This window comes from Clostridia bacterium, assembly GCA_035628995.1.
Lineage (GTDB): Bacteria > Bacillota > Clostridia > Lutisporales > Lutisporaceae > BRH-c25.
In genome coordinates this window covers 95,939-110,978 of the sequence record DASPIR010000010.1, presented here as the reverse complement: position 1 = coordinate 110,978, position 15,040 = coordinate 95,939, and the positions used below count along the sequence as shown (strand labels likewise).

Annotated in this window: 14 protein-coding genes; 13 read left to right on the top strand and 1 reads right to left on the bottom strand. The window is 41.2% G+C overall.

Translation table 11 applies throughout. From position 1 onward, the window contains the following. The first annotated feature begins 14 nt into the window (after window positions 1-14). From VEB00_03350 to deoC, 4 genes are all read left to right on the top strand, one after another. Window positions 15-872 carry an FAD-dependent oxidoreductase gene (locus VEB00_03350; protein HYF82050.1) on the top strand — a complete coding sequence of 286 codons (858 nt, stop codon included), beginning with the start codon at window positions 15-17 and terminating at the stop codon, window positions 870-872. A gap of 544 nt (window positions 873-1,416) precedes the next feature. Further along, complete coding sequence (gene scfB / locus VEB00_03345) at window positions 1,417-2,769, top strand: thioether cross-link-forming SCIFF peptide maturase (protein ID HYF82049.1); 1,353 nt, start codon at window positions 1,417-1,419, stop codon at window positions 2,767-2,769. Between the two features lie 192 nt (window positions 2,770-2,961). Next, window positions 2,962-3,534 (top strand): phosphate propanoyltransferase, encoded by a 573-nt coding sequence (locus VEB00_03340; GenBank protein HYF82048.1) that lies wholly within the window; start codon window positions 2,962-2,964, stop codon window positions 3,532-3,534. A 26-nt stretch (window positions 3,535-3,560) separates the two neighbouring features. Continuing rightward, on the top strand, window positions 3,561-4,217 hold the full coding sequence (gene deoC, locus VEB00_03335) for a deoxyribose-phosphate aldolase (protein ID HYF82047.1): 657 nt from the start codon (window positions 3,561-3,563) through the stop codon (window positions 4,215-4,217). Window positions 4,218-4,255: 38 nt separating this feature from the next. Here the strand turns inward: deoC and VEB00_03330 are convergent, their stop codons facing one another. Continuing rightward, window positions 4,256-4,903: a hypothetical protein gene (locus VEB00_03330; GenBank protein HYF82046.1), complete on the bottom strand. Its 648-nt coding sequence runs from the start codon at window positions 4,901-4,903 to the stop codon at window positions 4,256-4,258. Window positions 4,904-5,107: 204 nt separating this feature from the next. Between VEB00_03330 and VEB00_03325 the strand changes: the two genes are divergently transcribed. From VEB00_03325 to mraY, 9 genes are all read left to right on the top strand, one after another. Beyond that, window positions 5,108-5,926: an ATP-dependent Clp protease proteolytic subunit gene (locus VEB00_03325; protein HYF82045.1), complete on the top strand. Its 819-nt coding sequence runs from the start codon at window positions 5,108-5,110 to the stop codon at window positions 5,924-5,926. A 175-nt stretch (window positions 5,927-6,101) separates the two neighbouring features. Then, window positions 6,102-6,839 (top strand): prolipoprotein diacylglyceryl transferase, encoded by a 738-nt coding sequence (gene lgt, locus VEB00_03320; protein HYF82044.1) that lies wholly within the window; start codon window positions 6,102-6,104, stop codon window positions 6,837-6,839. A 185-nt stretch (window positions 6,840-7,024) separates the two neighbouring features. Next, complete coding sequence (gene mraZ / locus VEB00_03315) at window positions 7,025-7,456, top strand: division/cell wall cluster transcriptional repressor MraZ (protein ID HYF82043.1); 432 nt, start codon at window positions 7,025-7,027, stop codon at window positions 7,454-7,456. A 29-nt stretch (window positions 7,457-7,485) separates the two neighbouring features. Next, entirely contained in the window at window positions 7,486-8,436 is a 951-nt protein-coding gene (gene rsmH / locus VEB00_03310) for a 16S rRNA (cytosine(1402)-N(4))-methyltransferase RsmH (protein ID HYF82042.1), read from the top strand. 12 nt (window positions 8,437-8,448) lie between these two features. After that, on the top strand, window positions 8,449-8,946 hold the full coding sequence (locus VEB00_03305) for a hypothetical protein (protein HYF82041.1): 498 nt from the start codon (window positions 8,449-8,451) through the stop codon (window positions 8,944-8,946). Between the two features lie 31 nt (window positions 8,947-8,977). After that, window positions 8,978-10,951: a stage V sporulation protein D gene (locus VEB00_03300; GenBank protein ID HYF82040.1), complete on the top strand. Its 1,974-nt coding sequence runs from the start codon at window positions 8,978-8,980 to the stop codon at window positions 10,949-10,951. A gap of 255 nt (window positions 10,952-11,206) precedes the next feature. Further along, window positions 11,207-12,664 (top strand): UDP-N-acetylmuramoyl-L-alanyl-D-glutamate--2,6-diaminopimelate ligase, encoded by a 1,458-nt coding sequence (locus VEB00_03295; protein HYF82039.1) that lies wholly within the window; start codon window positions 11,207-11,209, stop codon window positions 12,662-12,664. Then, a complete protein-coding gene (gene murF, locus VEB00_03290) occupies window positions 12,664-14,040 on the top strand; it encodes a UDP-N-acetylmuramoyl-tripeptide--D-alanyl-D-alanine ligase (GenBank protein ID HYF82038.1) in 1,377 nt (458 codons plus the stop codon). The genes VEB00_03295 and murF overlap by 1 nt, the downstream gene beginning before the upstream one ends. 6 nt (window positions 14,041-14,046) lie before the next feature. Beyond that, window positions 14,047-15,024, top strand: coding sequence for a phospho-N-acetylmuramoyl-pentapeptide-transferase (gene mraY / locus VEB00_03285; GenBank protein ID HYF82037.1), 978 nt, complete (start codon window positions 14,047-14,049; stop codon window positions 15,022-15,024). Window positions 15,025-15,040: the final 16 nt, after the last annotated feature.

Genomic DNA, 15,040 nt, shown 5'->3' with positions numbered 1-15,040 from the left:
GGAATGATGAACAAATGATGGATGTTGCTATAATAGGCGGAGGCCCTGCGGCCATTTCCGCATCCTTGAATCTTAAAATAAGAAACAAAAGCTTTATACTGCTTGGCGGCAATGAGAAGGTCACCGGCCTCATGAAAGCTCCTCAGATTGACAATTACCTGGGTTTGAAGGGAATAAGCGGCAGTGAGCTCATAGCAAGCTTCAAGGAACATGCGGTTTCTATGGGCATAGATATAAAAAAAGAGAAGGCATTTAATATTTTGGATATGGGCGGGTATTTCTCAATAAACGCAGGGAATGAGTTTTATGAGGCTCAGGCAATTATTATTGCTATAGGACATGGAAAAGCAAATTATTTTGAAGGTGAGAAGGAATACCTGGGTAAGGGAATAGGCTACTGTGCCACCTGCGATGGTCCCCTTTACAGGAACAAGGCTATTGCTATAATAGCAGAGAACGAGGAAGGGGAAGAGGAAGCCAATTTTCTTTCTGAGATCTGTTCTGAGGTTTACTATATACCTACCTATCGCACAGATCCCAAGCTTAAGGAAAATATTAAGCTGCTCAAAGAAAAAGTAACCAAAATTCAAGGTGACGGCAACAAGGTTCGTAGCCTGACAACTGACCAAAGGGAGCTTAAAGTGGACGCAGTATTCATTATTAGGAACGTAATTCCGGCAAACCAGCTGATAGAAGGACTTGAGCTTGATGAGGGTTCTATAAAGGTAAACAGAGAAATGGCTACCAGCATTAAAGGAGTTTTTGCCTGCGGAGACTGTGTAGGAAAGCCCTATCAGATAGCAAAGGCGGTAGGGGAAGGCAGCATGGCATCGCTGAGCGCAGTGAAGTATTTAGAAGAAAAAAATAAATAAGATTATTGACAATAAAAGGCTGTCATCATATAATGATATTAAGATAACACGTACCCCGTATAGGTATATAAATAATCAAAAATTACATATAATAAATGGGGGTGAAAAAATGCTTAATAAAAGTATGGTAATAGATGATATACTATATAAATATCCTCAGCTTGAGGAGATATTCAAAAACCACGGAATAAAGTGCTTTGGCTGAGGCGGCGCAATGTATATGACTGTAGAGCAGGCTGCTCTCAGGTATAGGATGAACACAGACGAACTTATGGACGATTTGAATAAAGCTGTCCAGTAGCAGAATGCCGCCCCATGGGCGGTATTTTTTTACTGCTGCTGTTGTGTTGAATTGACACGTCTGGCAAATTAATATAAAATAGTCAGTGATAAACAATGCAAAATGTAAAAAAGAGTATCTTTTTTACATTTCTGCTTCCTTAGTGTGTATTGCGGAAAACAAAATAGTCCTTTAAAATATATCCGCAATCTATATGCAACCATTACTTTCTGTAGTGCAATTAAATTTTTTCGGGGGTCAGTTATGCTGCATAAATACGAACAAAACAGTTTGAAAATTGTTATAGACGTCAACAGCGGCACTGTACATGTGGTTGACCAGCTCACTTGGGACATATTAGACCACTACACAGACAGTGTTGAGGATATAATTGAAAAACTTAATGATAAGTATTCTGAGACAAGTATCAGGGAAGCATGGGGTGAAATAGGCCAGCTTGAAAAGCAGGGACTGCTGCATTCTGAAGATACATATATGGATAAGGTACAAAACGAGAAAAGGGAAACGCATACTAAAGCCTTATGCCTGAATATAGCCCATGACTGCAATATAAGATGCGGCTACTGTTTTGCATCAACCGGAGACTATCACGGGGGGCGCAAACTGATGCCTTTCACAGTGGCTTCCAAGGCTATTGACTTCCTTCTGAGCACTTCTGGAGCAAGGAAGCGCTTGGAGGTTGATTTCTTCGGCGGAGAGCCGCTTATGAACTTTGACGTGGTAAAGGAAACGGTGCTTTATGCAAGGGAGCGGGAGAAGGAGTATGGCAAGAGGATCGGTTTCACCATCACTACTAACGGAACGCTCTTGGACAAGGATATAGAAGAATTTATAAATGGAAACATGGATAATATAGTGTTGAGCATAGATGGAAGAAAACGAGTAAATGACCGCATGAGAAAGTTCGTTGACGGTTCCGGCACATATGAGAGCATTATGCCAAAAATGAAAAGCTTTGTAGCATCAAGAGGCGATAAGAGCTATTACATAAGGGGAACCTTTACAGCGAACAATCTGGATTTTTGCAGCGATGTACTGCATCTTGCCGATGAAGGCTTTAAGGAGATTTCCATTGAGCCTGTGGTTGCGGAAAAAGAAAAAGGCTATGCTCTTCGCGAGGAGCATCTGCCGGTTATATATCAAGAATACGATAAGCTTGCCAGTAAGTACATTGAGTACAACGAGAGTGGAAAGGGCTTCAGATATTATCATTTCCTTATGGATTTGGATGGAGGTCCTTGCATCTACAAGAGAGTATCCTCCTGCGGGTCTGGAGTTGAATATTTTGCTGTCACTCCGGATGGAGAGCTCTATCCCTGCCATCAGTTTGTGGGAAGGCAGGAATACCTCATGGGAGATGTCTGGAAGGGCGTAACCAATGGGGAACTTCAAAAAGAGTTCTCTGAAAATACTGTTTATCATAAGGAGAAATGCCGGGAATGCTGGGCGAGATTTTACTGCAGCGGAGGTTGTCAGGCAAATGCGGCGGCTTTCAATAATGACCTCAAGAGCCCATATGACCTTGAATGCAAGCTGCAGAAAAAGAGAATCGAGTGTGCAATAATGATAAAGGCGTATGAATCCCTGAAGGGATAACAGGCAGGTATTCCTATAGGGAATGGTTGCGAGTTACGAGTATGCAAGCAAGAGCTTCGAAGAACATACGTGAATCGCGTAACGCGAAACCCGAAACGCGAAACAAGATAGAAAGCCAAAAAGAATCTTAAGTAATAAATTGTGTAATAGTTCAAATTAAGTATAAATATAAATTCGATTGGAGGAAATAAAATGGAGAAATTAGTACCAGTAAGCTTATCAAACAGACATATCCACGTTTCAAAGGAGCACTTAGAAATACTTTTCGGTAAAGGGCACGAACTTACTAAAATGAAGGATCTTTCACAGCCTGGGCAGTTTGCTTGTGATGAGAAGGTTGATGTAGTTGGTCCCAAATCAACTCTAAAAGGGGTAAGAATACTTGGGCCTGTAAGACCGGAGACTCAATTGGAGATTTCTATGTTTGATGCAAGGACTATGGGAGTTGAGGCTATGGTAAGACCCTCAGGAAAAATACAGGGCACACCAGGTTGTACAATTATTGGACCCAAGGGGCAGGTTGAATTAAAAGAAGGTGTTATAGTAGCAGCAAGACACATTCATTTTCATACAAGCGATGGAGAAAAGTTTGGTCTTAAAGACAGGGATATAGTAAAGGTAAGAGTTGGGGATGAAAGGGCAGTTGTATTTGACAATGTTATGTGCAGAGTTCACCCTGATTTTGCTTTAGATATGCATATTGACATAGAAGAGGGAAATGCAGCCGGAATACAAAATGGCACTATGGGAGAAATTATCCGATAATTAAGAATAAAATTGGGGGAAAAATCATGAACAAGTTGGAACTGGCCCGTTATATAGACCACACAATTTTAAAGCCTGATGCTAAGGAAGGGGATGTAATAAAGCTCTGCAGGGAAGCCTTGGAGTACAAATTTGCATCTGTATGCATAAATGCTTCTAATGTGAAGCTTGCAGACTCCTTTCTCCATGGAACAGAAGTAAAGGTCTGCACAGTCGTAGGTTTCCCTCTGGGAGCCACTACTAAGGAGACCAAAGCATTTGAAGCAGCCCAGGCTATTGATAATGGGGCAACTGAAGTGGACATGGTCATTAATATTGGAGCTCTAAAGTCTGGAAAGATGGATGAAGTGGAAGCGGATATCAAGGCAGTAGCTGATGCCTGCAAGGGAAAGGCATTGCTCAAGGTTATTATCGAGGCCTGCCTTCTCTCAGATGAGGAGAAGGTAACCGCATGTGAGCTTTCCAAGAAGGCTGGAGCTGATTATGTAAAGACCTCCACTGGTTTTTCTGCAAGCGGTGCGACAGTTGAAGACATAGTCTTGATGAGAAGGACAGTTGGTCCCGAAATGGGCGTTAAAGCTGCAGGCGGAATAAGAAACCTTGAGACCTCATTAAAGATGATAGAGGCGGGTGCGACAAGAATAGGTGCAAGTGCTTCGATAAGTATATTGAATGAGCTTTAATATAAAACCGTTTTAACACTGTAGTTAAAACGGTTTTTTTATTCTATATTCTCTTTAAGTGCTATACTCGTGATTATCTCGTTATCATCCTCGCTTTTCTTTTCGAAAATGCTTGCATACTGGGAGGTGAAGGACTTTGTGAAGGAATGCAGCCATGCGGTCTTTATGGCATAGAACCTGGAATTAAATTTCCCAAAGCCTTCATTGACGCTGCTATTGCCCTGCTTGCTGAAATGCCACACTAAATCGTCATTTGTAATGTCCATGTAGTCCAGTTCAGGAATATTAATATACAGGTTCTTAATCACATAGTTAATATCAACGATATCGTCTTGAATGAAAAGCCTTTTCTTCAGCTTCTTTCCCCATTTGGATCCATTCTCCTCAAAAATTTTCTTGGCATTCAACACAGCACTTTCTCCAAATACTTCAAAAAGATTTATCAAATAGTTGGCAAGTCCTGCTGCCAGCGCGTCATATCTATAGAGATCCTCTGAGACATCCTTGGGAAGGCTCTTTTTTACAAACCTTTTCTGATTACTCACTATTTTGGATAATATATTCCGGTATTGATGTTCGTAGCCTATCTTCAATGTCTTTTCCAAATCTTTTATTATCATGAGCTTCATAAAAGTCAATTCCTCGATATTAAGCAGCGGCATAAGACTCACCTCCATTAGCTGCATCTTTTTCTCTCCTAAACATATAATTATATTATTACAATATTGGTTCTATTTATGCTTTTTGAAGAAGTAGTGCCTCTTTAGTTCTCGAAATTAACATGATGTAGCTTTTATTCCTCACTAAAACAACTTCATGCACATATTATGTGTAGTAGAAAAAACTGCTTGCAGTTTTTCGCGAGCGAGAGGGGTTTTAGCGTGTTGAAAATAACAAATAAAAAGAGGTTGAGCTTGCTTAAAAGCATTGAGAAGATGCGCAATTCCAGATTGATTTCGTATATATCCTACACCCCAATGGATGATTATGTGTTGGTTCCTTTGTATAAACAGCTTTGCAGTATTGGAAAAACGGAAAGGATTGACCTTTTTTTAAATAGTTATGGTGGTGCTGTAGATACCCCTTACAAAATAGTGAATTTGATCAGGGAATTTTGCGATAACTTCAGTGTTATAATACCTTTTGTCGCGAAAAGTGCCGCAACCATGGTGGCTATTGGTGCAGATGAGATAGTGATGGGGCCGATTTCGGAATTGGGACCCATCGATCCCCTTGTGAAGCACCCGATGTATACCGATTTGTGGGTTCCCGTCCAGTCGATAAGATTGTGCATAGATTTTATGGAGGAGAAGCTTGCGCAAAGCAAGGATTCAAAGATTACAGCATCAGTCTTGTACCCAATATCCAACAAGCTTGACCCATGGATTCTAGGAGATTATGAAAAATCAATTAAGGCATCCTATCAGTATGCTGAGGCTTTGCTTGAAAATAATATGTTCAAGCAAAGCAAGGAAAGGGCGAAATCGGTAACTAAGATGATGACTGAGAAATACTTCTCCCACGGTTACTGTATTAACAGGAAGGAAGCTTCTAATGACTTGGGGCTCAATATAGTTTATGCCGATGGGGATATGTGGGATTTGATCTGGGCTTTGTACCTGGCCTATGATGATTATATGCAGGGTAAGAATTATTCGTCGGTAATGGAAACGGTCAGTGGAGTGCTGGATCTAGCCAATTCAGACTAAGTAAGTGCAGTGAGTAACTGTCGGGCCTGGCACAAACAAGCTTGATGGAATAAATATCCATAATTTGGGGATGATATATAACAAGCTTGACAGCTAAGGTGAAAAGTACTTATAATCAAACAGTAAAGTTATATGAAAAGAATGTGCTGCATGAAGCAAGATTGGAGGAAAGGCTATGAATCCTGTGGCTTTTGAAATATTCGGGATATCAGTAAGGTGGTATGGTATACTGCTTTCAGCAGGAATACTGGCAGGATTACTGCTGGCATACAATGAAGCTAAGAGATTGGGGTATGACCCCGAGTATATAATCGATATGGCATTATGGTGCATTCCGGTGGCTGTAATAGGTGCAAGACTATACTATGTCATTTTTGAGTGGGATTATTACAGAGGCGACATAATGAAAATCATAAATATCCGTGAGGGGGGCTTGGCAATCCATGGAGCCCTTATAGCAGCTGTGCTGAGTGGATATGTTTTTACAAGGATAAGGAAAATCTCCTTCTGGGAAACTGCGGATATAGCAGCCCCTGGTATAATTATCGGTCAGGCCATAGGGCGGTGGGGAAACTTTGTAAACGCAGAAGCCCATGGTGGACCAACAAATCTGCCCTGGGGAATAATGGTGGAAGGTGTAAGGGTACATCCTACATTCCTGTATGAATCATTATGGAATATCGGCGTTTTTATTATCCTTATCATGTACAGAAGAAAAAAGAAGGTGGATGGAGAGGTGTTCCTGCTGTACGGGATACTCTATTCAATCGGGAGATTTTGGATTGAGGGCTTGCGAACAGACAGCCTTATGTTTATGGGTATGAGGACAGCTCAGATCATTAGTCTGATAATAATAGCAGCTTTTGCTGCTTTGATGGTTTACCGTAGGAAAAAGCATAAAAAAATTATATAAGTTTTTCAAAAGAGTAGGGTAAATGGTACAAAGGGAATAGGCCTTTTGTACTATTTTTATTTTTTTTGTCCATTTTTCAAAAAATAGGAAGGAGTTTTTATTTTAATATAGAATATGTCATGAAGTGGATTGAAGTGGAGCAAAGTGGTATAAAGTGATAAAATATACATAAAGGAGGTGAGTATATGTTCATAGGTGAATACCAGCATACCCTGGACCCTAAAAACAGGGTTATAATGCCTTCGAAGTTCAGGGAAAAGCTTGGAGACAGCTTCGTTATGACCAAGGGCCTGGATAACTGCCTATTCATATACTCATCAGAAGAATGGAGCATTGTGGAGAACAAGCTCAAGAGCTTGCCTATGACAAATAAAGATGCAAGAGCCTTCGTGAGGTTTTTTTTCGCGGGAGCCTGCGAGTGCGAGCTGGACAAGCAGGGCAGGATAGTGATGCCCAACCATCTTAAGGACTATGCCAATATTGACAAAGAGCTTGTCATAATAGGTGTTTCAACACGAATAGAAATATGGAGCAAGGAAGAATGGAATAAATTCAATAGCGATGCAAATATTAGTTATGAAGATGTGGCTGAAAAAATGTCACAGCTTGGGATATAGCAATAAGACATATGGAGTAGGTGAAAATATTGAATTTTGAACATAAACCTGTGCTTTTAGAAGAAACCTTGAAATATCTCGACCTTAAGCAGGGAGGGGTTTATATTGACGGAACCCTTGGGGGGGCCGGTCATTCTTCAGAAATAATCAAAAGGATAATACCGGGAGGAATACTCCTGGGCATAGATCAGGACAGCAATGCGATAAGCGCAGCAAGAGAGCGTCTTGAAGCCTACAAGGACAATGTAATAATAGTCCGAGACAATTTCAGAAATATTAAGGCCATTGCCCAGGAAAACGGGTTTAAGGAAGTTGATGGAGTATTACTTGATATAGGGGTATCCTCTCATCAGTTGGACGAGGAGGAACGAGGCTTCAGCTATATGCATGACGGTCCTTTGGATATGAGGATGGATACCAACCGTGATTACACTGCCTCGGATATCGTGAACAATGCCTCAGAGCAGGAGCTTATCCGTATAATAAGCGATTATGGCGAAGAAAAATGGGCAGTGAGAATTGTCAAATTCATAATAGAGGAAAGAAAAAATGGTAGGATAGAAACAACCTTCAAGCTGGTGGATATTATAAAAAGGGCAATTCCGGCAGCAGCAAGAAGGGAAGGCGGTCATCCGGCCAAAAGGACTTTCCAAGCTTTGAGAATAGCTGTAAATGACGAGCTTGAGGTTCTGGAACAAGCAGTCAAGGATGCGGTGGATATTTTAAAGCCGGGAGGAAGGTTAGTGGTAATAACCTTTCATTCCCTTGAGGACAGAATAGTAAAAACAGTTTTTAACAATATTGAAAGACCATGTACATGCCCGCCTCAGCTGCCTATATGCATGTGCGGGAAAGTGCCTCTTCTTAAGGTTGTTACAAGAAAACCAGTGATTGCAGGGGAAGAGGAGTTGGAGTCCAACACAAGGTCTAAAAGCGCCAAGCTTAGGGCGGCTGAAAGAGTAAGTTCTAAAAGGGGTTAGGGGGGAATAAGAATGATAAGAGCAGATAATAGAGCATATGATTATAGCAGATATGAGCAGCTAGAGTTGCAGCAAGATTCAGAGCCAAGCGCAAAACCCCTTAAAAAAGTTAAGAAGAAAGCAAAACCCAAGACTCATCTAATGAGTATATTGTTTGTTTTTGGGTTGAGCATTTTTATTATATCCCGCTATGCATATATGGCAGAGATTAACTTTAACACCACTAACCTGGAAAAGGAATATACAAAGGTCGTTAAGGAGAACACCGATCTCAACGTACAGCTAATGAAGTCGGTCAATCTTGAGGCTTTGGAAAAGGCTGCTCTTGAAAAGTTAAACATGCAGTATCCTGATGTTCAGAACCAGATAGCTTATGTGAATGTGAACAATACAGTACAAGCAGCTGACAATGCAGAGCATGATTTTTACAATATAAGTGATGTACAAGAGAATAAATATATAGCATATACAAAAGCTGCGATAAATAATATCCTCAATGTACTAGATTAGTTAAGGTAGTTTCCGAAGGTGGTGTATTGATTTGTCCAGCATAAAGGTTACGATAAAAAGAAGAGTGGTATTTATCTTCTTTGCTTTTTTTGCAATATACTTAGGGCTTATAGGACGGCTTGCTTTTATTCAGATAATAAATAGTACCGAGTATCTGCAAAAGGCAGTAGAACAGTGGACCAGGGATATTCCCATTCAGTCCAAAAGAGGAGTAATATTCGACAGAAATTCAAAGAAGCTTGCAATCAGCGCAACAGCTTATGAGATATATGTAAGACCAGCTATGGTCAAGGACAAGGATGCGGTTGCCAATGCCCTCTCTGAAATTCTTTCCATGGATAAGAAAGCATTGGCGGAAAAAATAATCGCTAAAAAGGACACTGTGCTTATCAAGAAAAAGGTTGATGCTGACAAGGTTAAGCTTTTAAGAGAAAAGGAGCTTGCAGGAATCATATTTAATGATGATAGTAAGAGATTTTACCCACAGAGCAATTTTGCATCCTATGTATTGGGCTTTACGAACAACGACAACCAGGGGCAGGACGGTGTTGAACTTACCTATGAAAAGTATCTGAACGGCTTTCCGGGAAGAAATATAATGATGACAGATGCCCATGGGCAGATGCTTCCTGGAAGTGATACAAAATACTATGAGCCTGAGGATGGGCTAAACTTGGTTTTGACCCTTGATGAGGTTATACAGCATTTTGCCGAGAAGGCTGTTGAGAATGCGGTTATTGAGAATAAAGCAAAGCGAGTTACTGCGATAGTTATGGATCCAAAGACCGGGGATATACTTGCCATGACTTCCAAGCCTGACTTTGACAACAATGACCCTCGAAAAATCCCTGAGGAATTTTTAGCCACATGGGATACTATGAGTCAGAAAGAGCAGTATGATGCGCTTTACAAGATATGGAGAAATCCCGCGATATCCGACTCCTATGAGCCGGGTTCCACCTTCAAGGTAATAACCTCTTCAGCAGGTCTTGAAGAAAATGTGGTAAAACCTGATGATCATTTTTATGATCCGGGTTATATTATGGTAGCAGGAAAGAGAATCAAATGCTGGAGAAGTCATAATCCTCATGGAAATCAGACTTTCGCAGAGGCTGTAAAAAACTCCTGTAACCCCGTATTTGTGGAAGTTGGTCAAAGGCTCGGAAAAGAAAAGCTTTACAAATATATCAGAGCCTTTGGATTTGGCACTCCTACAGGTGTTAAGCTGCCTGGAGAGGCCGGCGGTATTGTAAGAACCTTAAGCGGGATAGGACCGGTGGAGCTTGCAAATAACGCCTTTGGCCAGGGAATATCGGTAACACCTATTCAGTTGATAACAGCTTTCTCTGCTGTTGCGAACAATGGCTATCTTATGGAGCCTAGAATTGCAAAAAAGGTAATTGATGATGAAGGGAAAACTGTGCATGAGTTTCAGTCTCGTACTGTCAGACAGGTAATTTCCGGGGAGACCGCGGCTACAATGAGGCAGATTCTTGAATTTGCTGTTGCACCGACAGCAGCCTCCTACATACCGGGTTACAAAGTGGCAGGAAAGACTGGCACAGCACAAAAAGCTGAAGGCGGCATATATGTACAGGGCAAATTTGTTTCATCCTTCTGCGGTTTCGCACCCGCCAATGACCCTAAGATTGCAGTCCTGGTAGTAATAGACGAACCCGGCGGGGCGCAGCACTTTGGCGGCGTAATTGCAGCACCGGTGGCAAAGAGCATTATATATGACACCTTGAGATATTTGGATGTCAAGCCGCAATATACAGAGGAAGAGCAGAAGCTTATGCAGAAACCGCTTGTAAAGGTGCCTGAAGTAAGGAACATGCCACTTCGGGATGCTATAAAGGAATTAGCTAAGAGCAAGCTCAAATATAGTGTGGATACAGAGTATGAGCATAGCATGGAATCCGCAATTCTGGATCAGACTCCAAAACCTGGAGCGGATATAAACGAAGGGTCTATCATAATTTTGAATGCTAAACCTTCAGAATAATTTAACATGAATTGCCAAGGCAACGAAATTAAGGAAACCCTTTAATTTTGGTTGCCTTTTTATAAAAGGTGGTGGATAATGATAAGGTAATTTATAGTGTTTATGAATACAAATTTACAATAGGTAAAAAGCTGTTTTGGCATACAGTTGCCAAAACATGTCAACAATAGTTATTGAAGTCAAAGGAAACGTTTGTGCGAAAACCAGATGACTATGAAAGCTGTTTTTTGCATAACGCTGAGAAGGGGGATTGGAATGAAGCTTCGAGAGTTGTTAAAAGACATTGATATTATATCTTCCAAAGGGGATTTGGATGTAGAAATAAATGGAATAGTATATGACTCCAGAAAGACAAAGAAGGGTAACCTGTTTATCTGTGTAAGCGGCTATACCCAGGACGGACACAAATATATAAGTGATGCTCTGCAGAAGGGTGCAGCTGCCTTTATAGTAGAGAAGGATGTGGATGTGAAGGGCGCATCGGTGGTTAAGGTCCAGAGTTCAAGAACTGCTATGCCTTTATTGGCCTCCACCTTCTATAATAACCCGACACAAAGACTACGGCTTGTGGGTATCACCGGGACTAACGGGAAGACTACAACTACATATCTGATAAAATCTATAATGGAGGCCAATAAGCAAAAGACCGGACTTCTCGGAACCATTTCAACACAGATTGGGGATAAGATTTTTGTGTCCTCCAGGACCACTCCGGAATCTCTAGATCTTCAGAGCTTATTTAGAGAAATGGCAGATAGTGATATTGATTATGCGGTAATGGAGGTGTCCTCCCATTCTCTCGAGCTTGGAAGAGTGGATGGCTGCAATTTTAGAATCGGAGTTTTCACTAATCTTACACAGGATCATTTGGATTTTCACAAGACTATTGAGAATTACAGGAATACGAAGAAGAAGCTTTTTTATATGACAAAAGGTGCAAATATTATTAATATTGACGATGAGCATGGGCGAATAATTGCTGACGAGGTAAGGACGCTGGGGATACAGATTATCACTTACGGTATAGACAATAAAGCCGACATAATGGCGAAGAATATTGATATTACAGCAAAAGGTGTTGCCTTTACCCTTGTAACGCCTGAATACGAAACGGAGTTAAGTATAAAGATACCTGGAAAGTTCAGTGTGTATAATGCATTGGCTGCAGCAACCGTTGCTTATGCGGAGGGGATTGGCAGAGATGCGATAAAAGAGGGACTGAATAATGTGGATAATGTCCCTGGAAGATCAGAGATAGTAAAGACAAATACTCCTTATACAGTTATTGTGGATTACGCACACACCCCTGACGGACTTCGGAATATATTGGCTTCGGTGAAGCAGTATGCAAAGGGAAGAGTCCTAACATTATTCGGCTGCGGCGGGGACAGGGACAGGGAAAAGAGGCCGATAATGGGTGAAATAGCCGGGAGGATGTCGGATTTCTGCATTGTAACCTCTGACAATCCAAGGTCGGAAGAACCAATGGACATAATAAGACAGGCAGAAGCCGGTATAAAATCCACAGGTTGCGACTATATTTGTATTGAAAACAGAAGAGACGCGATAAAGTATGCACTGACAATGGCAAAACCGGATGATATAGTCTTATTGGCAGGAAAAGGCCATGAGACATACCAGGTTTTGAAGGATAGAACAATTCCCTTTGATGAAAGAGATATTGTAGAAGAGCTTCTAAGGGAGGAAATATAATGGAAGACTTGAGTATAGGGGAAATTACTGCTTCCGCTCAAGGTACACTTGTGAATTCTGACAGAGACTTCTTGGTAAATGGAGTGAGTATTGACAGCAGGAGGATAAACCCTGGGAACATGTTTATAGCACTTAAGGGTGAGAGCTTCGATGGGCATGATTTCATAAGCACGGCTATTGAAAACGGAGCTGCTGTGGTAGTGACTCAGAAGCCGCTAAATGAGTGCAGCATACCATACATATTGGTAGGTGATACTCTGAAGGCGTTACAGGACATTGCCAGATACTACAGGGGCAAATTTCAGATACCTTTTGTAGCAGTGACAGGCAGCTCAGGGAAAACAACCACGAAGGATATGATTGCTTCAGTACTTTCTCAGAAGTTCAATGTACTTAAGACTGAAGGAAATTTCAATAATGCTATCGGACTGCCCTTGACGCTTTTGAAGCTTCAATATGATCATGAGATAGCAATATTGGAGATGGGTATGAACAGCCCCGGGGAAATAAGCCTGCTTTCGGATATAGTGAGGCAGGATATTGCGGTAATATCAAATGTGGGCAATGCACATATAGAGAAGCTGGGCTCCAGAGAAAATATATTAAAAGCAAAGCTTGAAGTATTTGATTATTTTGATAGCTCCAGCACAGCAGTTATAAATGGAGATAATGACATGCTGTCGGACTTCAGCTCCGAGAAGTACAGGGTAATCAGATACGGTTTGGAAAAGAGCAATGATTTATACGCTTTCGGGATAAAAGAAAAGGGCGAAGATGGAATAGACTTTGAGGTTAACAAGGGAGGCGCCTCCGAAAGCTTCACAGTACTGCTTCCGGGAATGCACAATGTTTATAATGCCTTGTCTGCCATAGCTGTTGCAAGGCTTTTTGACATGAAAGGGTCGGATATACGGAAGGGACTTTTGAGTTTTAAACCATCAAAGATGCGGATGGATATCATTAATACCAGCAACGGAGTTAAAATTATTAATGATGCTTACAATGCAAATCCTGAATCCATGAAAGCAGCAATAAATGTGCTTCAGAGCTTGAAGGCTGGGGGAAAAAGCGTATGCATAACTGGTGACATGCTTGAACTGGGGGATGCATCTGAAGGAGAGCATTATAACATTGGAGCATATGCAGCTGAAATTGGAGTTGATATAATAGTTGCGATAGGCAATTTCTCCGATGCAGTAAAAAAGGGAGCGGAAGATTCCGGAATGAGTAAAAACAACTTATATGCCTTCCTGGTAAAAGACGAGGCAGCTTCAACCTTGGACAAAATCATAAGACCGGGAGACGTGGTTCTGGTAAAGGGTTCAAGAGTTATGAAGATGGAGAATATAGTTGATTTATTACGTGAGAGGGGATAATCTTTAATGTACAATTTGATGTCCAGTGAATACAATGTCTATATTATATGCATCATTTCTGCTTTTGTATTGGCTTTAGTTGCAGGACCGGTTTTTATACCGTTGCTTACTAGAATGAAATTTGGGCAGACGGTTAGAGATGACGGACCCCAAAGTCACTTAATAAAGACAGGAACCCCGACCATGGGGGGTATAATAATAGTTATACCTGCAGCTATTGTAGCATTGGCTTTCTCGAAAGATAAAGATATGCTCCTGATACTTATTACAACTATATTATTCGGACTCATAGGTTTTATAGATGATTATCTAAAAATAAAGAATAAGCGATCTCTTGGGTTAAGAGCATATCAGAAAATGGCTGCACAGCTTTTTGTGGCTATTTTCATGGCTTTTGTAGCTTCTGGCATATCCCAGGTCGGAACAGAGGTTTTGATTCCATTTACAGGGAGGTTCATTGACCTGGGAGCGATGTACATACCTTTTGTAGTTCTGGTATTCGTAGCTACTGTAAACAGCGTCAATCTCACAGATGGGCTTGATGGCTTGGCAGGAGGAATCACAGTCGTAGTGCTCGGATTCTTCTCGGTAATAGCTCTTGCTGCTGCTCACGTAGGATTGCTGGTGTTTTCAGGTGCTATGATAGGTGCACTGCTTGGATTCTTAAGGTTCAATTCACATCCTGCACAGGTATTTATGGGTGATACAGGTTCACTGGCATTGGGAGGAGCTATAGCAGCCTTGGCTGTTATAACCAAGCTTCCCTTCTTCATCCTCATAATCGGTGCGGTATATGTATTGGAAACCTTATCGGTAATAATACAGGTAACCTACTTTAAGCTTACGGGGGGAAAGAGATTTTTCAAAATGTCTCCTCTGCACCATCATTTTGAGCTTAGCGGCTGGGCTGAGTCAAAAGTAGTATCAGTGTTCATCATTGTCTCAATAATATTGTGTCTGGTCGGGATATTAGGGCTGTCATAAAATAGTTTTCGGAGGA